This window comes from Flavobacterium subsaxonicum WB 4.1-42 = DSM 21790, assembly GCF_000422725.1.
Taxonomy (GTDB): domain Bacteria; phylum Bacteroidota; class Bacteroidia; order Flavobacteriales; family Flavobacteriaceae; genus Flavobacterium; species Flavobacterium subsaxonicum.
The window spans coordinates 955,303-973,301 of record NZ_KE383909.1; the positions used below are offsets into that span (position 1 = coordinate 955,303).

At 40.6% G+C, this 17,999-nt stretch carries 14 protein-coding genes; 9 read left to right on the forward strand and 5 right to left on the reverse strand.

Annotated features, from left to right (window positions below; translation table 11 throughout):
* Position 1: 1 nt before the first annotated feature.
* From menD to G509_RS0114780, 4 genes are all read right to left on the reverse strand, one after another.
* Positions 2–1,660, reverse strand: a complete 1,659-nt coding sequence (menD, locus tag G509_RS0114765) for a 2-succinyl-5-enolpyruvyl-6-hydroxy-3-cyclohexene-1-carboxylic-acid synthase (protein WP_026992245.1) — start codon at positions 1,658–1,660, stop codon at positions 2–4.
* A 141-nt stretch (positions 1,661–1,801) separates the two neighbouring features.
* Positions 1,802–2,383, reverse strand: a complete 582-nt coding sequence (locus G509_RS0114770) for an LOG family protein (protein WP_026992246.1) — start codon at positions 2,381–2,383, stop codon at positions 1,802–1,804.
* Positions 2,384–2,468: 85 nt separating this feature from the next.
* The gene (locus tag G509_RS0114775; RefSeq protein ID WP_026992247.1) at positions 2,469–3,059 is read right to left on the reverse strand and encodes a glutathione peroxidase; all 591 of its coding nucleotides are present in this window, start codon (positions 3,057–3,059) and stop codon (positions 2,469–2,471) included.
* A gap of 27 nt (positions 3,060–3,086) precedes the next feature.
* Positions 3,087–6,314: a cytochrome c biogenesis protein gene (locus tag G509_RS0114780; RefSeq protein WP_026992248.1), complete on the reverse strand. Its 3,228-nt coding sequence runs from the start codon at positions 6,312–6,314 to the stop codon at positions 3,087–3,089.
* A gap of 248 nt (positions 6,315–6,562) precedes the next feature.
* On the opposite strand from G509_RS0114780, the gene G509_RS0114785 reads away from it, so the two are divergent.
* The 9 genes from G509_RS0114785 to G509_RS0114825 all read left to right on the forward strand — a co-directional run bounded on the left by G509_RS0114785 (position 6,563) and on the right by G509_RS0114825 (position 17,021).
* Positions 6,563–7,159 carry a hypothetical protein gene (locus G509_RS0114785; RefSeq protein WP_026992249.1) on the forward strand — a complete coding sequence of 199 codons (597 nt, stop codon included), beginning with the start codon at positions 6,563–6,565 and terminating at the stop codon, positions 7,157–7,159.
* 12 nt (positions 7,160–7,171) lie between these two features.
* Positions 7,172–9,091 (forward strand): M1 family metallopeptidase, encoded by a 1,920-nt coding sequence (locus tag G509_RS0114790; RefSeq protein ID WP_026992250.1) that lies wholly within the window; start codon positions 7,172–7,174, stop codon positions 9,089–9,091.
* Between the two features lie 112 nt (positions 9,092–9,203).
* The gene (locus G509_RS0114795) at positions 9,204–9,968 is read left to right on the forward strand and encodes a Rossmann-like and DUF2520 domain-containing protein (protein WP_026992251.1); all 765 of its coding nucleotides are present in this window, start codon (positions 9,204–9,206) and stop codon (positions 9,966–9,968) included.
* The gene (locus tag G509_RS0114800; RefSeq protein ID WP_026992252.1) at positions 9,952–10,479 is read left to right on the forward strand and encodes a KdsC family phosphatase; all 528 of its coding nucleotides are present in this window, start codon (positions 9,952–9,954) and stop codon (positions 10,477–10,479) included. Before G509_RS0114795 ends, G509_RS0114800 begins: the two co-directional genes overlap by 17 nt.
* A gap of 52 nt (positions 10,480–10,531) precedes the next feature.
* On the forward strand, positions 10,532–11,434 hold the full coding sequence (locus G509_RS23150) for a UbiA family prenyltransferase (RefSeq protein WP_026992253.1): 903 nt from the start codon (positions 10,532–10,534) through the stop codon (positions 11,432–11,434).
* Positions 11,421–12,005: a Maf-like protein gene (locus tag G509_RS0114810; protein ID WP_026992581.1), complete on the forward strand. Its 585-nt coding sequence runs from the start codon at positions 11,421–11,423 to the stop codon at positions 12,003–12,005. Before G509_RS23150 ends, G509_RS0114810 begins: the two co-directional genes overlap by 14 nt.
* 10 nt (positions 12,006–12,015) lie before the next feature.
* Positions 12,016–12,543: a mechanosensitive ion channel domain-containing protein gene (locus tag G509_RS0114815; RefSeq protein WP_026992254.1), complete on the forward strand. Its 528-nt coding sequence runs from the start codon at positions 12,016–12,018 to the stop codon at positions 12,541–12,543.
* A 26-nt stretch (positions 12,544–12,569) separates the two neighbouring features.
* Entirely contained in the window at positions 12,570–15,056 is a 2,487-nt protein-coding gene (locus G509_RS0114820; protein ID WP_026992255.1) for a PIG-L family deacetylase, read from the forward strand.
* A 264-nt stretch (positions 15,057–15,320) separates the two neighbouring features.
* Positions 15,321–17,021: a sodium:solute symporter family protein gene (locus G509_RS0114825; RefSeq protein WP_026992256.1), complete on the forward strand. Its 1,701-nt coding sequence runs from the start codon at positions 15,321–15,323 to the stop codon at positions 17,019–17,021.
* A gap of 66 nt (positions 17,022–17,087) precedes the next feature.
* Here the strand turns inward: G509_RS0114825 and G509_RS0114830 are convergent, their stop codons facing one another.
* The gene (locus tag G509_RS0114830) at positions 17,088–17,945 is read right to left on the reverse strand and encodes a DUF2911 domain-containing protein (RefSeq protein WP_026992257.1); all 858 of its coding nucleotides are present in this window, start codon (positions 17,943–17,945) and stop codon (positions 17,088–17,090) included.
* Positions 17,946–17,999: the final 54 nt, after the last annotated feature.

The following is a 17,999-nucleotide window of genomic DNA, read 5'->3' on the forward strand; positions in this document are numbered from 1 at the left end:
TTTAAACCAACTCTTTAAAATACTGCAGTAATATCTTATCGTTTTCCAGCATAGGTGTAAATACCTCTAATATTTTAGGGCTGTCAGATTGCTGCATAAAGCCATCTAATGCCGACTTTAACTCAGCTTCATCCTGTGCTGTGGTGTATTCAAAACCATACATTTTAGCCAGGTGTTCTGCCGTTAGTTTGTGGGTAGTTTCAAAAAAGGTATTGAACACAGGTGTTTCGGCATGGCCCGGCAAGATCCTAAAGATCCCCCCCCCGCCGTTATTAATAAGTATTATTTTAAAATTTTTAGGAATGTAGCTGTTCCACAACGCATTGCTGTCGTACAAAAAGCTAACATCGCCGGTAATAAGCACGGTTTCTTTTTCGCTGGCAAGAGCCGCCCCAATAGCGGTAGATGTACAACCGTCTATACCACTGGTACCGCGGTTGCAAAACACCTCTACAGTAGGCTTAATATCAAACAACTGTGCATACCTAATAGCCGAACTGTTGCTTATCTGCAATTGAGAACCATCGGGCAATGCCGGCAGTATCAGCTCAAAAGCTTTAAAGTCAGAAAATGGTATTTTAGACAAATACTCGTTGTGCTTAACTTTCCTTAATTCTTTAAGGTCCTGAGCCATTTTGTTGTAATTGCTTTCAGGACTAATTGTTTGAGGTAAAAATTCGTTTAAAAATGTATTGGGCTCGGCCTCAATGTGCCTGCTCAAAGCACCAAAAGTATCATAAGCACGTAACGGATCTATGTGCCAGTGCTTCCTGGGCTTGTATTTTCTTAAAAATGCCTTGACACGTTTAGAAACCACCATACCGCCAAAGGTTAGTAATATCTCGGGCTTATACGCCTCAAAATCCTCTTCGGTAAATGGGGTAATAATTGTATCTATGTTGTTTAAAAAACTGCTGTGGTGCAGGTTAGATGTAGTCTCGGTCATTACAATAACCGACGGATCTGCCGCCAGTTGCGCAATTATGGCTTCGTCTATGGCTTTAGGCTGATTTACCCCTACCAGTACCATTTTTTTTGTGGCTTTATTCCAATGCCTTACATACTGGCTAATATCGCCATCAAAAATTGTTTCTTCAATAGGCGAATAATGCACCTCAATACCAACCGAAGGCTCTGTAACGGTTTCATACAGTGGCTCTTCAAAAGGGGCATTAATATGTACCGGGCCTTTTTGTATTTTAGAAATTGCGATAGCATTGTTAATAAGCATATCATTTTCCGGCGAGGCATCTTCCAATAAATTAGCGCTATACAAAATATGGTTTGCAAACACATTTTCCTGGCGGATGGTTTGCCCATCGCCAATGTCTATCTTATCATGCGGCCTGTCGGCAGAAATAACAATTAGCGGAATCTGGCTGTAAAATGCCTCGGCTACAGCCGGATAGTAATTTAGCAATGCCGACCCCGATGTGCATACAATTGCCACAGGGCGTTGCCATTGCTGCGCCATACCCGTTGCAAAAAATGCAGCGCAGCGCTCATCGGCAATACTGTAGCAATTAAAATTAGTGTTGTTGGCAAAGCCTATGGTTAAGGGCGCATTGCGCGATCCGGGAGAAATTACAATATCGGTAATTCCTTTAGCAAGGCATATTTGTATTATGCTTTGCGCTAAAGGTATTTTGGGGTAGATCATTAAAATGTATCTTATAATTATGTGTGTAAAAGTGCCATAACAAATGGCACTACAAATTTACCACTACCGTAAGAATAAGCATAATAAAAGCCGATAAAATTTTACTAAATAGCTACTAAGTTAATTCAGTTCAGGATTGTTCTACACCTCTTCTTTCGTTATCCATTTGCCGCCATCTGGTGCGGTATAACTATCCATTTTTTGTAATACTTCATCAATTGTATTGCCCGACAGTAGCTTCTCACGATTAATCTCTTTCAGGAAGCCTTTACTAACCATGGTATCCATCATAGTTAAAAGTGCATCATAAAAACCATTGATATTAAGCACCGCCATAGGCTTTTTATGAAGCCCGAGCTGACCCCACGTTAGCATTTCAAAAAACTCTTCCAACGTGCCAAAGCCACCCGGCAGCGCAATTACACCATCGCACAGGTCGTTCATTTTGGTTTTGCGCTCGTGCATGGTATCTACTAAAATTAATTCGGTTAACCCGCTATGGGCAATTTCTTTGCTCTGCAGAAAATGTGGCAGCACGCCAATTACTTCGCCACCGTTTTGCAGGGCACCATCGGCTACGGCACCCATCAGGCCAACATTGGCACCACCATAAACTATAGCAGTGTTTCTTTCGGCTAATGTTTTTCCTAACAAATAAGCCTGCTCTTCGTATACTTTATCGGTACCAAAACTCGACCCGCAAAAAATTGTTATTCTTTTCATTTAAATGACATTCGGTATTAATCAAAAAAACTGCTGCTATTACCAACGTAACAACAGCAGTTTTGTATGTAGTTATTATTTTAATTTACGATTTAACCCAGTTAATAACCTCCGGATCTGTAACCAAAGTTTTTGGCGATATAACCTTTACAAGTTCGCCTTTCTCGTTAATAAGGTACTTCTGGAAATTCCATTGCACTTCGCTATCCTCTAAGCCATTTTTACTTTTCTGGGTAAGGAATTTATAAACAGGCGACATATCTGCCCCTTTAACCGATACCTTATCCATCATAGGGAAAGATACACCATAGTTTTGCTGGCAAAATGTAGCAATCTCCTCGTTAGTGCCCGGCTCTTGCTCTGCAAAGTTGTTTGCAGGAAAGCCAACAATTACCAGGCCTTTATCTTTATACTCTTTGTAAAGTGCCTCAAGGTCTTTGTATTGAGGTGTCAATCCGCATTTAGATGCTGTGTTAACCACAATCACTTTTTTACCCTTAAGCGATGCAAAGTCAAACTGCTCGCCATAAAGGTCTTTTACTTTAAACTGGTATATTGTTTCTTTAGCCATGTTATTGGTAGTTTCTATATTAGATGCCATAGTTAGCTCCTGCTTTTTTTGCTGGCAGCTAACCATAAACAGCAGCCCACAGGCTAATAATGCTAATTTTTTCATTGTGTTATTTTAATATAAATATACAAATTACTTTTTAGAAGGCAGTGCTTGTTTTTTAAAATGCTTGCGATACTGTATGTTGGAAAAGACACCCAATATAGCTACACCAATTGCCATGTAAAAGAAATACATTGGCGTGCGTACCTCTCCGCTCGCATACGAGTGCAAACCGGTTAGGTAAAAGTTAACACCAAAATACGTCATTAATATAGCGGCAAACGCCAATACACTAAAGAAATTGAAAATCCAGGTGCCACGTAAAGCCGGTACAAAACGCATGTGTATAACAAACGCATACACCATAATACTTACCAGTGCCCATGTTTCTTTAGGGTCCCAGCCCCAATAGCGGCCCCAGCTTTCATTAGCCCACTGGCCACCTAAAAAGTTACCTATAGAAAGCATTACAAGACCCACGGTAAGCGCCATCTCGTTAATATAAGTAAGTTCTTTAATATTAAGATCAAGCTTTACTTTATTATTTTTATTGGTAAACAGCATTAGTATTAACGACACCAACCCCAATATCATACCCAATGTAAACGGCCCGTAGCAACCCACAATTACCGCAACGTGAATCATTAGCCAATACGAATTTAGCACCGGTACAAGGTTGGCTATTTCGGCATCGGTCCAGCTCCAGTGTGCAACCATTAGTACCATAAATACTACAAAGGCTGTAGATGCAACGGTAAGTTCTGATTTTCGGCCAAAAGCCAAACCAAAGAACATCGTAGCCCATGCAACGTAAATTACCGACTCGTAAGCATTACTCCACGGAGCATGGCCTGATATATACCATCGGGTTGCGAGCCCTAAGGTGTGCAGTATAAACAGCAGGAATACAACACCGTGAAAAAACTTAACCGTTAGCGTAATACCTTTATTTTCTTTAAATATTTTTATTATGGTAAATAAGAACATTAATAAACCGGCATATAAGTACCAAGAATATAGCTTTTTAAAGATGTCGTATTTATTGTACAACAACTCTGCATCTATCTTATCCTGGCTTGGCATAACTGCTGCCCCGGCTTTTTGCTGATATTTAGATAAACCTTCTAAAATACTATCTGCCGTGTTATAGTCTTTCGTGTGTGTAGCCTTGCTAAGTGCACCAAAATAATACGGAACAATGTTTCTTATGGTATCAAGCCCTTTGTAATTGCCCTCAGCAGCCTCAGGGAAAGAAACCCATTTGTTGCCTTCGTCATTAGGTATAGGCAGTACTTTTAGTATTTGTCCGGATATGGCCCAGTTAAGCAGGTTAATGCGTTTATCAAGGTTTATAAAATCGGTTTGGAACTTGTTAGGCACTTTTTCTCTATAAGCATCTTCCAGCAAATGCCCCAATTTGTAGTTACCCACGTTATCAAAAAAGTCTGACATGGCGGCAAACTTAACGCCTTTCTCTAAGCCGGCAATTTTACGTATGCTGTCGTTACCTCTCTCTAAGGCAATAATGGGCACATCATACCAAATTTCGCCCAGCATGGCCATAGATAAGAAAGTCTGATCGGCATTCATATCGCCATACACATCGCTCTTACTTACTTTTCTAAGCAATTCTGATGCAAAGGTGTTAACAGGTTTCATCCTTCCTCCAAAATCCTGAATTACAATACGGCTAAATTTAGCTGCATGCTCCGGACTAACTTTAAAGGCCTGAATAACGCTATCCAGTTGTTTTTGGGTAGGTTTTTGGCGAACATAGTTGTGCTCTGTAGCTGCCTCATGGTCATGATCGTGTTCGTGGTCATGGTGTTGGTGGCCATCGGTTTGAGAAAAACCACTCAGGCTAAACATCAATAGCAAAACGGCTGTAAGCGAAGCTTTCTTTGCTTTAATCTTATCAAGTTTTACTTTTAGGTCGCCAAAACGGGTATTCTTATCAAACAAAATTGCCATTAATCCAAAGTATAGTAAAAAATATCCGCTGTACGATATCCATGTACCCCAAAAATCGTGGTTTACAGATAGTTTGGTGCCCTTTTCATCCGGGTCAAACCCCGACTGAAAAAAGCGGTAACCCCTGTAATCTAACACATGGTTCATGTAAATGCGGGTATTTATAGTGTTTTTTTCTTCTTTATCTTCTACAGTAACTTTACTTTCAAAAGAGGCGTAACTTGATTCTGTACCCGGATATTTCTCGGCAATAAAATCGTTAAGCCTAATTGCAAAAGGCAACTCATACGTTTTGCTGCCGTACATAATTGTGTATTCCAGTTTACCCTGTTTAAACGATACCGGTACGCCCATTTTTTGCCATCCGCCCAACAAGGTTACTTCTTTTTCTAAACCTTCAGATTTTACGGTAACCGTAAGTGCAGCATCTTCTTTAGTTTTAAAGTCTTTGCTACCCTCGTAAGCTACCTTACCTTTAATAGCACGCTCAGGAAAAACAAACATGGCACCCTGCAGGTTATACAACGAACGGAACATTAGCGGCTGTGGAGCATCTTTAACAACGCCACCCTGCATCTTATCGGCCATTCGCATAAAGGTACCTTCAAACGGGGTGGTAATAGTATAAGTGTCGCCTGTTTTAACAACGTTAATAGCACCATCGGTAGGTTTATTAAAGGCAAATAGTAAATTGTTTATGCTTTGTACTTCGCCTTCTTTTAAATAATGGTCGTGGCGTTGCCCACCGCTTTGCTCTACCATTTTAATGTATTGCACACCGTTGGGGTCTTCTTTTATAACCTCTTTAGCTCCAAGCTTAAAATCTTTATATTCAATTTCAAACGGAATATCGCTAAATTTATCAGAGATGCTAAAATCGTTACTGGCAAGAATTGGCATTGTTGCCGATGACAGCAACAATTGTTTTTCGAAAGTACGGCGGCGCACTTCGCCCTGGTATTCACCATCAATAAAAACGGTTAAATACGGTTTGTCGCTGTAAAAATGGGTTTGCGCCTCGCCTTCCCTAATGGGCATCATACCCTCAAAACTAATGTAGCGGGTAACAAAAGCTCCGGCAATAATCAGTATAAAAGAAAGGTGTAATAAAAGCGTGGCCCATTTTTCTTTTTTGTTAAGCTGGTAACGCTTTATATTGCCAAAAAAGTTGAAAACAAATAGTATCATTATGGTCTCAAACCATTTAGCATTGTAAATGTAAACACGGGCAGTTTCGGTATTATAAGCGTCTTCTATAAATGTGCCAACGCCCATAGCCAGGGCAAATAAAAGAAAAAGAACGGCCATTAAACGTGTAGAGGAAAAGAAGGAAATTATTTTATCCATGGGTATACGGAAAAGTTCAATTAAATTCCTGCAAAAGTACTTAAAACTTAAGTTTTAATATAGTTTTTATAGGCTAAATTTAAAGGGCTAATAGCATTTGCACCCTAAACATGTATATAAAAATAGAATTATAATTAATCAATTGGGTTAATAACTAAACATATATCAATTATAATGCAGGTAAATTAACTTATAAATGCTTTTTATTTATAAAGTATTTTATATTTGTGACTATAATTAAACTAAACATGAAAAAAATTTTGTTGTGTACTGCATTGTTTGCAGTATCAATTTCTGGCTATTCTCAAACTGAAGCAACTACTAAAGAAGGAAAGAAAGTACTTTTAAATAGTAACGGAACCTGGGCTTATGCCGATGGCGACTGCAATACTTTAACCGAAACTAAAACCTATGCAGGTGGTAAAGTAATGTCCTCGGCTAAAGAAGTTATCAGTGTATCCTCAGATGCAGGTAAAACCGGCATTACCATAAATATAGTTAAAGGCACAGGAGCTTTGATATTAAATTTGGGAAGAATAGAACGCGAAATTTTTTGTGTTAGCAAAAATGCTCCAATGAGCATTGAGTTTACAGATGGTACAAAACTTGCTGTTAAACATATGGGAGATCTTAATTGTAACGGCAATTTTTCTTGCTTTTTAGGCGAACAGGTAGGTACCGATAAAGAACTTGAAATTTTAAAAACAAAAAAGATTAAAAAAGTATCTATAGAATATACTGATACTGAAAATGGTAACGTAAAAAAGTTTACTAAAGAATATACATTGTCAGCCGATCAGACAGAGAAGATAAATAAAATTATTAAATGCCTTACTAATTCGTAATATAATTAATTAATGAGAATACCCAAATTATTATTGCTATTAAGCCTTACCGGGCTAACCGCTTTTGCGCAGGAGGCACAGCCTACCAACCAGTCTAAATTTGACGATGTAATGTACCGCAGAGGTAACGAATACAGGTCGGCATCAGGGGTTCCCGGCCCGCAGTACTGGCAAAACGGAGCTGATTATGTTATTGAAGCAGAGCTTGATGACAAAACCAACATACTAAAAGGTAAGCTTACCCTTACCTACCACAACAACAGCCCCGAAGACCTTAATTACATTTGGATGTATGTTGAGCAAAACCGTTTTACCGAGACTTCGCGCGGTACGCTAACTACCCCAATACAGGGCAACCGCTACAGCGGCGATACCGATGGCGGCATAGCAATTACCAACCTTAAAGTTACAGGTAGCGATGTAAGTAAGTTTATTATTAACGATACCCGCATGCAGGTGCTTTTAGATAAGCCCTTAAAAGGCAAGGGCGGTATTGCTACAATAAGCATGAATTTTGAATTTAAAATTCCGCAGTCTGGTATGGACCGTATGGGCCAGCTGCCTACAGATAAAGGTACAACCTACTCTATGGCACAGTGGTACCCGCGTGTGGCAGTGTTTGACGATGTGGTGGGCTGGAATACCGAACCCTACCTTGGGGCAGGCGAATTTTATGTTGAGTATGGCAATTTCGATTATAAAGTTACCGTGCCTTATAACCACATAGTGGTAGGTTCTGGCGAATTGGTTAATGCTAAAGAGGTACTTACTAAAGACCAGCTTAAACGTTGGGAACAGGCTAAAAACAGCGATAAAACAGTATACCTTATTACTCCTGCCGAAGCTGGCAATACTACTATTACAAGGCCGGTACAAAGTGGCAAGGTTACATGGCATTTTAAAATGACCAACACCCGAGATGTGGCTTTTGCAACCGCCAAAAATTTTATTTGGGATGCCGCAAGAATAAACCTGCCAAGCGGTAAAAAAGCTATGGCACAGTCGGTTTATACGTCAGATAGCGATGGTAAAGATGCCTGGGGACGTTCAACTGAGTATACTAAGGGATCTATTGAAAACTACTCTAACATGTGGTTTGAATATCCTTACCCTAATGCCGTTAACGTTGCCAGTAATGCCGGTGGTATGGAATACCCGGGTATGTCTTTTTGCAGCGGCAACAGCGTGGGCGCCGACCTTTGGGATGTTACCGACCATGAATTTGGCCATAACTGGTTCCCGATGATAGTAGGCTCTAACGAGCGCCGCTATGCATGGATGGATGAGGGCTTTAACACCTTTATAAACTACTACAGCACCGTTAAATTTAATAACGGCGAGTACAAAAGCGATATTGCAAAAAGCCGTAACAGGGTGGCATGGTTTAAATCTAAATACAGGGAAAGTATTGCTACTTACCCCGATGTTGCCCGCCCTATGAACCTTGCTTACACCGCTTATTATAAGCCTGCTACAGGCCTTATTATGCTGCGCGAATACATACTTGGCCACGAGCGTTTTGATTATGCTTTTAAGGCTTACATTAAAAACTGGTCGTACAAGCACCCGCAGCCATCTGACTTTTTTAATGCTATGGATAACGGCGCCGGAGAAAACCTTAACTGGTTCTGGAAAGGCTGGTTTATGGGCAATGCCAATATAGATGTAGGAATTAGCAAAGTTACCGAGAGTAAAGGCTCGGCAATTATAACGTTTACCAACAAAGGCGATATGCCTGCTCCTGTAGTGTTTAAAGTGGTATATGATGATAACAGCAGCGAAATTAAAACCCTTCCGGTAGAAGTTTGGCAGCGCGGCAACGAGTGGGATTACCTCTTAAAAACCGATAAAGCTCTTAAAGCTATTGATATAGATCCGGGGCGTTTTTTACCGGATATTAACAGCCAGGATAACTCCTGGATTAAAGAATAATAGTGTAAGGGCGGCTGTAAAAGGCCGCCCTTTGTATTTAGAAATAGCCCTGCCCTAAATTCGTAGGGCAAGCGGCTAAAAACTCCCGTTTTATTTTTATAATTTAGCAGCCATGTTACAAGTAGTTATTATAGGTTCCGGCAATGTGGCGCAACACCTTATAAAGGCGTTTGGCACTATAGCGCAAGCACAACTGGTGCAGGCATTTGCACGCCATCCGGATCAGTTGGCTACCTTGCTCCCACCCGAAAAAATAACCAACTCCTTAAACAACCTTGCCGAAGCTGATGTTTACATAATAGCGGTTAAAGATGATGCCATTACTGATGTATCATCGCAACTACCGTTTAAAGGTAAACTGGTAGTACATACATCGGGCAGTATGGATTTGGGGCAGATAGACAATAAAAACCGCCGTGGGGTGTTTTATCCACTACAAACCTTCTCTAAAAATAAGACGGTAGATTTTACAACCGTTCCGCTTTGTTTAGAAAGCGAGTTTGAGGAGAATTATGCTGTTTTAGAACTTCTGGCGAAAGCCTTATCTAACAGTGTTTACAGGATAAGTTCAGAGCAAAGGCAATCGTTGCATGTGGCTGCGGTATTTGCCAGTAATTTTAGCAATCACATGTATGCGTTAAGCAGCCAGATTTGCCAACAAAATAATATACCGTTTGGCATATTAAATCCGCTTATTGAAGAAACAGCCGGTAAAATTAAGTCGTTATCGCCGGTAAAGGCACAGACAGGCCCCGCCGTTAGAAACGACCGGAAAACAATACAAAAGCACCTGGATTTTCTTACCGATGAAAACCAAAAGGCTATATATAAGTTATTAACACAATCGATACAACAAACCAATGAGCAAGAGCTATAAAGAGCTGATGAACGATATTACCACATTTATTTTTGATGTGGATGGCGTACTTACCGACGGAACGATACACATTGCCCCTAATGGCGAAATGCTTCGTAACATGAACATTCGCGATGGTTATGCCATGAAAGCCGCTGTAGAAAACGGCTATACCGTGTGCATTATATCTGGTGGATTAAACGAGGGCGTTCGCATACGCCTTAGAAACCTCGGCATTACCGATATTTATTTGGGTGTACCTAATAAGGTTGAAACTTTTGACGAATTTATAGATATTTACAACATTAATCCCCAGCAGGTATTGTATATGGGCGATGATATTCCGGACTATCATGTTATGCAACTGGTTGGCCTGCCTACCTGCCCACAGGATGCAGCACCGGAAATTAAGGAAATAAGCAAATACATATCGCATAAAAACGGTGGTACGGGTAGCGTACGCGATGTTATAGAGCAGGTTATGAAGGTGCAGGGTAAATGGATGGAGCACTTTAATGCACGCTACGACTAACAGACGATTTACAATAAACAATAATCAAACAAGATAAACGATTCATTTTAAAATGAAAGTACTTAAACTAACAGGCTTACCTAATTTACTATTGCTGGCCGTTGCCATGTTTATTTTTAAATACGGCTTATTAGACCGTCAGGGCAGTTTTTTACCAGCGTTAGACCATTTCCATTATGCAGCTTTAGTGTTTGCCTGCGTTTGCATTGCTGCGGGCGGCTTTTTTATCAACAATGTATTTGGCTTTGGTAAAGACGAGCATCCAACCATAACCGAGGCTAAAGGCTATAATATCTATGCAGCGTTAACGCTAATTGGCGTGGGCCTTGGCTACTATATTGCCAGCCACGTTGGCAAACCTTTATTTACAGGTATTTTTATAATTGGTGCAGCATTGCTGTACATCTACGCCACGAGCCTTAAAGCCACTGTTGCAATAAGCAATATTGTTATTGCTATTATAATGACACTGCCTATAGTAGCTATTGGCGTTTTTAACCTGTACCCTATTATTAGCGATGATAACTACAGGCTGGTTAAGTTATTGTTCGAGTTGCTGTTAGACTATGCCATCTTTATCTTTATTATAAGCCTGATACTTACTTTTGTAAACGACCTGGCTAATAACGACGCTGATTATAACAATGGCGTAACCACATTGCCTATAACAATTGGCAGGGCAAGAACCATTAAAATTATTCTTGGGCTAACATTGGTTCCGGTGGCAATGCTACTGTACTATGGGCAAACCTATATTATAGAGTTAGTTTATGCATTGGGCTTCGGGCTGTTGTTTATACTTGGTCCACTCGTATATTTTATTATAAAATTATGGGGCGCCGCCACTGCAAAAGAATTCAGGCACCTGGAAACCGTATTAAAGATCGTTTTATTTTTTACAGCAGTTTCTGTTGCTGTTATAACCTTCAATATCAATTACAATGTTAAAGGATAAACTAAAAAACTACCGGCTAATATTAGCATCAGGATCGCCGCGCAGGCAACAGTTTTTACGCGAGCTTGATGTAGATTTCGAAATTCGCCTTAAAGATGTGGCCGAGATCTATCCGCCTAATTTACAGGGAGCAGAAATTACCGATTTCCTGGCAAAGCTTAAAGCCGATGCCTTAGAAGACAGCCTTACCGATAACGAGATTGCGATAACCAGCGATACTATTGTGTGGCACGAAAATAAGGCACTTGGCAAGCCGACAGATTATGATGATGCCTTTGCCATGCTGCAAAAACTTTCGGGTAAAACGCACGAGGTTATAACATCGGTATGTATAAAAAATGCCGGCAAAGCCGATGTATTTAACGAAACTACAAGGGTAACGTTTAATACGTTGTCTGACGAAGAAATAAAGTACTATCTTGATAACTACAAACCTTTTGACAAAGCCGGATCGTACGGTATACAGGAGTGGATTGGCCTTGTTGCCATTGCCCGTATAGATGGGTCGTATGCCAATGTGGTAGGCATGCCGGTAGACAAAGTGTACCAGTATTTGAGTAAATTCGCGTAAAGCATTTTCAATGGAAAATTTTGAATATTCTAAAGAGTTATGGCGCACCGGTATTGTACTGGTTGTGTTTGTAATTCTTAACTTTATTATCACCAAGCTTACTAAGCGCTATGCTAAAGCATCGCATTTATCAGAGCACCGTACCAATCTTATTTCCAAGTACATTGACTTTTTAATGTTCGCGCTTTTTTGTGTGGCTATGATAGCGGTATGGGGTTCAAAATCCGAAGATATTTTTACGTTTATAGGCACTGCCCTAACCATTATTGGTGTTGCTTTTTTTGCCCAGTGGTCTATTTTAAGCAACATAACATCGGGCATTATATTGTTTTTTACATTCCCTTTCCGCATTGGCGATGTTATCAGGGTGCACGATAAAGATTTTCCTATAGAAGCTCAGATTGAAGATATTAAAGCATTCCATACTCTTTTGCGTACCCGCGAAGGCGAACTTATTACCTACCCCAACAGCCTGCTGCTGCAAAAAGGCGTAAGCATAGTACCTATAAAACAGGAAGACAAAGAATTTTACGATTAAAGTGCTGTAAACACTCCCCAATTACAATGCAAAAAACATTTATATACCTCTTACTTTGCTGCTATACCCTTTGCCAGGCACAGCCCGAAAAGCCAACATCGGCAGAGATTTACCATAAGCTCGAAAAACTTAACTTTTTAGGGTCGGTGTTGTACATAGCGGCCCATCCCGACGATGAAAACAACCGCCTTATCTCGCATCTTGCCAACAATACAATGGCGCGTACGGGCTATCTTTCGCTTACACGTGGCGATGGCGGACAGAACCTTATTGGCCTTGAATTAAGGGAACTGTTGGGTGTTATCCGTACGCAGGAACTTATAGAGGCGCGACGTATAGATGGCGGCGAACAGTTTTTTAGCCGTGCTAACGATTTTGGATTTTCTAAAATGCCCGATGAAACCCTGCAGATCTGGAATAAAAAAGAAGTACTACAGGATATGGTTTGGGTAATCAGGCAGTTTCAGCCCGATGTTGTTATTACCCGTTTCGACCACCGCTCTCCCGGCACTACCCACGGCCACCATACATCATCGGCCATGCTAACGCAGGAAGCTTACGACCTTGCCATTAGCCCTGATTACGAGCCGGAACAGCTTAAATTCAATTCGGCATGGCAGCCAAAACGCGTTTTCTTTAACGTATCGTGGTGGTTTTTTGGAGGCAGAGACAAATTTGAAAAAGCAGATAAATCCAAATACATTAACCTGCAAACAGGCACGTATTACCCGCTTTTAGGCAAATCGAACCAGGAAATTGCAGCACTTAGCCGCAGCAGGCACAAATCTCAGGGGTTTGGCTCTACCGGCGAACGTGGTGATGATATGGAATACCTGGAACTTATTAAAGGAGAAAAGCTTAACAACAAACAAAACCTGTTTGAAGGCATAGACACAAGCTGGAACCGCGTTAAAGGTGGCAAACCCATTGGTGATGCCATTGCTGTTATCCTTAAAAATTTCGATTTTAAAAATCCTTCGGCATCAGTTCCTGCATTAGTAAAAGTGTATTCGCAAATAAATAAGTTAGATAATGGTTACTGGAAAAACCAGAAGCTTAAAGAGATAAAAGAAGTTATTGCAACCTGTGCCGGGCTGTATCTTGAGGCCGTGGCCGAACAGCAATCGGTTACACCGGGCAGCACCCTTAAAGTTAAATGGGAAGCCATTAACCGCTGCACCGTGCCCATGACGCTAAAGTCGCTTTCGGTTATACCGGACAATACAACTATTGCACAAAACCTACAGTTAGAAAACAATGTAGGTCAGGGTACGACTATAGATGTGCAGCTACCAAAAACACTGGCTTACACCTCGCCGTACTGGCTTACAGAGAAAGGATCGGCGGGAATGTACACCGTAAACGACCTGCAAAAAATTGGCAAAGCCGATATTATTCGAGAAATGGCCATTGCCTTTACGGTAGATTTTGGCGGAGTAGCAATTCCGTTTGAACGATTGATTGTTTACAAATTTAACGACCCGGTTCGTGGCGAGGTATATCAGCCATTGGACATTATTCCCGCTGTAACCACCCGGATACTAAATAAAGTGCAACTGTTTACCAACAGTAAATCGCAAACAATCAGCATTAAAATAAAAGCAGGTAAAGACAATGCCAAGGGCAATCTTCGTTTTGAGTTGCCACAGGGCTGGCAGGTTAGCCCGGCTACCATCCCATTCGATTTAAAAACCAAAGGCAGCGAGACCATTGTAAGTTTTGAGGTGAGTCCGCCCGATACACCCTCTGAAGTTACCGGCAAAAGCATAGCCACTATTAACGGCGAAGATTTTGACCGTGAGCAAACCATAATAGCCTACCCACACATCGATGCTCAAAACGTTCTGTTGCCCTCTACGGCTAAATTCAGCAAGGTAGACCTAAAGACCAAAGGCGAAAAAATTGCGTATATAATGGGTGCAGGCGATAATATACCCGAAAGCCTTAAACAAATGGGTTACGAGGTTACGCTGCTAACTCCTGATGCTATTACGGCAGAAAACCTTACTCAATACGATGCTGTTATAATGGGTATACGTGCCTATAATGTACTGGAGCCGCTGGCTTTTAAACAGCAGCTATTATTTGATTACGTAAACAACGGCGGTACCATGATAGTGCAGTACAATACTACAGGCACGCTTACCGTTAAAGATATTGCACCTTACCCGTTACGGATTTCGCGCGAGCGTGTAACCGAGGAAGATGCAAAAATTAAGTTTTTAGACGCAACCAATAAGGTTTTAAATTATCCTAATAAAATAACAGAGAACGACTTTAAAGGTTGGGTACAGGAACAAGGTTTGCATTATGCCGATGAGTGGAGCAAGGAATTTACCCCGATCATCTCATCGCATGATAAGGGCGAAGATGATAAAAAAGGAGGTCTGTTGTTAGCCAAATACGGCAAAGGGTATTACATTTATACCGGCCTAAGCTTTTTTAGGGAGCTGCCCGAAGGCGTTTCCGGAGCTTACAGGCTTATGGCGAATATGATAGCTGTGGGACAGTAAAGAGTGCAACGAGTTTATCAGTTAATTTGAGGATTTGTTTATCAAATTATAGAATAATAAGCCACAAATAACCGAATTAATACATTAACAGATACACAAAACAAATCTGTAACAAAAACAATAATTAAGAGTCTTATAAAGAGATATAGCAAACACGTATGAAAGACAATCCAACTACATGGAAAAAAAGCTACTCGCTGGTGCTGCTGCTCAACATTATATACATAGTGCTGTTCTATTTTTTAATGCAAATATATTCTTAGCATGCAGTTAATAGACTGGATAATACTTTCTGTAACGCTTATTTTTATTGTTGCCTATGGCGCGCTAAAAACACGCGGCAGCAAAAACGTTGAAGAATACATACTGGGCAGCAACGAAACCCCCTGGTGGACGGTGGGCCTATCGGTTATGGCTACACAGGCCAGCGCCATTACATTTCTGTCTACCCCCGGGCAGGCCTACCACGACGGTATGGGCTTCGTGCAGTTTTACTTTGGTATGCCGCTGGCAATGGTGGTTATTTGTATAACCTTTATACCTATATACCACAGGCTTAAAGTGTTTACTGCCTACGAATTTTTAGAGCAGCGTTTTGATGTTAAAACCCGTACACTGGCTTCTATTTTATTTATGATTCAGCGCGGTCTGGGCACCGGCCTTACCATATATGCACCTGCCATTATACTATCCTCGCTTTTGGGATGGAACCTTAACATTATGAACCTTGTAATAGGCATAATGGTTATAATTTATACGGTTTCGGGCGGAACGCGCGCCGTAAACGTGACCCAAAAGCAGCAAATGTTTGTTATTATGGGTGGTATGATAATTACATTTTTTATAATACTAAGTTACCTGCCCGATGAACTTAGCTTTAACAATGCCCTGCACATTGCAGGTGCTAATGATAAGCTTAATGTACTGGAATTCTCGTTAGATCCAGAAAAACGATATACCATCTGGAGTGGTCTTGCCGGTGGTTTGTTCCTTTTCCTATCCTATTTTGGAACTGACCAAAGCCAGGTACAGCGCTACTTATCGGGTAAATCTATCCGCGAAAGCCAGATGGGATTGATAATGAATGGCCTTTTAAAAGTACCCATGCAATTTTTTATACTGCTTATAGGGGTTATGGTGTTTGTATTTTTCCAGTTTCACTCGGCTCCATTGCATTTTAACCCGAACAACACCCAGATAATTAACAGCTCGCAATACAAAAGCGATTATAATGAGTTAGAGAAAAAACTGGAAGTACTGGCTGTTGAAAAAGAAGAAATAAGCATGCTTTACGTAAACCAGCTAAATCAGGATTACGATAATAAGGAACTGCACAACCGCATGATAGCGCTTAATACCCGCGAAAAAGACCTGCGCGACCAGGCTAAAGACCTGATAAGCAAAGTAGATAAAAGTGCCGAAACCAACGATAAAGATTATGTGTTTTTGTACTTTATACTTAACTTTTTACCTAAAGGTATGATAGGCCTGCTATTGGCAGTAATAATTTCGGCAGCAATGTCGTCTTCGGCATCGGGGTTAAATGCACTGGCATCTACCACGGCTATAGACATTTACAAGCGTAACGTAAAAGGCGAAAAGTCAGAAAAACATTTTGTAAACGCGGCCAAGATATTTACCCTGTTTTGGGGCATCATAGCCATATTATTTGCCTGTATTGGCACTATGTTCGAAAACCTTATACAGTTAGTAAACATAATTGGCTCTATATTTTACGGTACGGTATTAGGTATCTTTTTAGTGGCCTTTTATATTAAATACATAAGGGCTGAGGCCATTTTTTGGGGAGCACTTATATGTCAGGCAACTGTAGTTTATATCTGGAAAATAGATATAGTAAGTTTCTTGTGGCTCAATGTTATTGGTGCTGTACTTACAATTACATTATCTGCAATCATACAAATATTTTTAAATAACGCTTCTTCTAAAGCAGAAAAAGTTTAAAAGCTAATCAATACAAAACAAAAAGCTGCCCGTAAGGCAGCTTTTGTATTTATAAACAGGTTTAGACTATTTCTTGCTCCACTCCTGTATAGAGTCTTTATTCATCTTAACGTAGTCAGCATTTTTGGCTTTCTCTGCACCGGCTAACGATAATTTAGCCGTTTCTACAGCACCTTTTTTGTCGCCCATTTTAGCCTGTATAAGCGATTTTTGCCTAAGGATGTAAAACGGTGTTTCTTCGCCTTTAGGTGTTTTTTCGATGGCAGAATTGATCCAGCTAAGCGCTTTGGTTAAATCAGCATTAGACTGGTAGTAGTATTGTGCTGCTGCAAAATACGAACCCGCTGTTGGGCCAGACATTGCCTCTTCTATGCTTTTAAGGGCAGTAGCTTTGGTAGGTACCTCTATTTTAACGGCAACCATTGTTTTTTCCCAGGCAATTTCAAGAAAACCATAATCGTTCTCAAGGGCGTTAACGCCAATGGTAAGTGTTTCTACAGAGCGGGTTAAAAATTCCGGCTTAACCGATGTTCTAACTACCTCTTTTTTCTCATCCCACTTTTCAGGTAAACCCCAGTTGTTGGTGTCATCATAAATAATTACATCCCAGCTATCTGCTTTTGGTTGGGTGTAAAGCGCATAATGGCCTGCTTTTACCGTTTTGCCGCCAATAATAACATCGTCGCTAAATGTAATAATTGTGTTTGCGTTGGCACCTGTTCTCCACAACCTGCCAAACGGAACCAACTCTCCGTAAACTGACCTCCCTCTTGAGCTTGGGCGCGAATAGTCTATTTTAACAGTTGTAAGCCCTACAGTTTGCTCAATTACAGCCTTGGGGCTGGCCTGTGGTGTTTGAATTTGTGCCGATGAATTTACCATAAGGCCTAATACTAAGGCTGCGGTAAAAAATATCTTTTTCATGTTTGTTTTATTTATTAAAGTTTGCTTCTGCGAAATTAACAATTAAACCCTTTA

Coding starts and splice junctions, on each gene's coding strand:
- G509_RS23150 (WP_026992253.1), top strand. CDS start 10,532: ATGAAAGTACTTAAACTAACAGGCTTACCTAATTTACTATTGCTGGCC.
- G509_RS0114775 (WP_026992247.1), bottom strand. CDS start 3,059: ATGAAAAAATTAGCATTATTAGCCTGTGGGCTGCTGTTTATGGTTAGC.
- G509_RS0114790 (WP_026992250.1), top strand. CDS start 7,172: ATGAGAATACCCAAATTATTATTGCTATTAAGCCTTACCGGGCTAACC.
- G509_RS0114770 (WP_026992246.1), bottom strand. CDS start 2,383: ATGAAAAGAATAACAATTTTTTGCGGGTCGAGTTTTGGTACCGATAAA.
- G509_RS0114825 (WP_026992256.1), top strand. CDS start 15,321: ATGCAGTTAATAGACTGGATAATACTTTCTGTAACGCTTATTTTTATT.
- G509_RS0114810 (WP_026992581.1), top strand. CDS start 11,421: ATGTTAAAGGATAAACTAAAAAACTACCGGCTAATATTAGCATCAGGA.
- menD (WP_026992245.1), bottom strand. CDS start 1,660: ATGATCTACCCCAAAATACCTTTAGCGCAAAGCATAATACAAATATGC.
- G509_RS0114820 (WP_026992255.1), top strand. CDS start 12,570: ATGCAAAAAACATTTATATACCTCTTACTTTGCTGCTATACCCTTTGC.
- G509_RS0114830 (WP_026992257.1), bottom strand. CDS start 17,945: ATGAAAAAGATATTTTTTACCGCAGCCTTAGTATTAGGCCTTATGGTA.
- G509_RS0114780 (WP_026992248.1), bottom strand. CDS start 6,314: ATGGATAAAATAATTTCCTTCTTTTCCTCTACACGTTTAATGGCCGTT.
- G509_RS0114800 (WP_026992252.1), top strand. CDS start 9,952: ATGAGCAAGAGCTATAAAGAGCTGATGAACGATATTACCACATTTATT.
- G509_RS0114785 (WP_026992249.1), top strand. CDS start 6,563: ATGAAAAAAATTTTGTTGTGTACTGCATTGTTTGCAGTATCAATTTCT.
- G509_RS0114795 (WP_026992251.1), top strand. CDS start 9,204: ATGTTACAAGTAGTTATTATAGGTTCCGGCAATGTGGCGCAACACCTT.
- G509_RS0114815 (WP_026992254.1), top strand. CDS start 12,016: ATGGAAAATTTTGAATATTCTAAAGAGTTATGGCGCACCGGTATTGTA.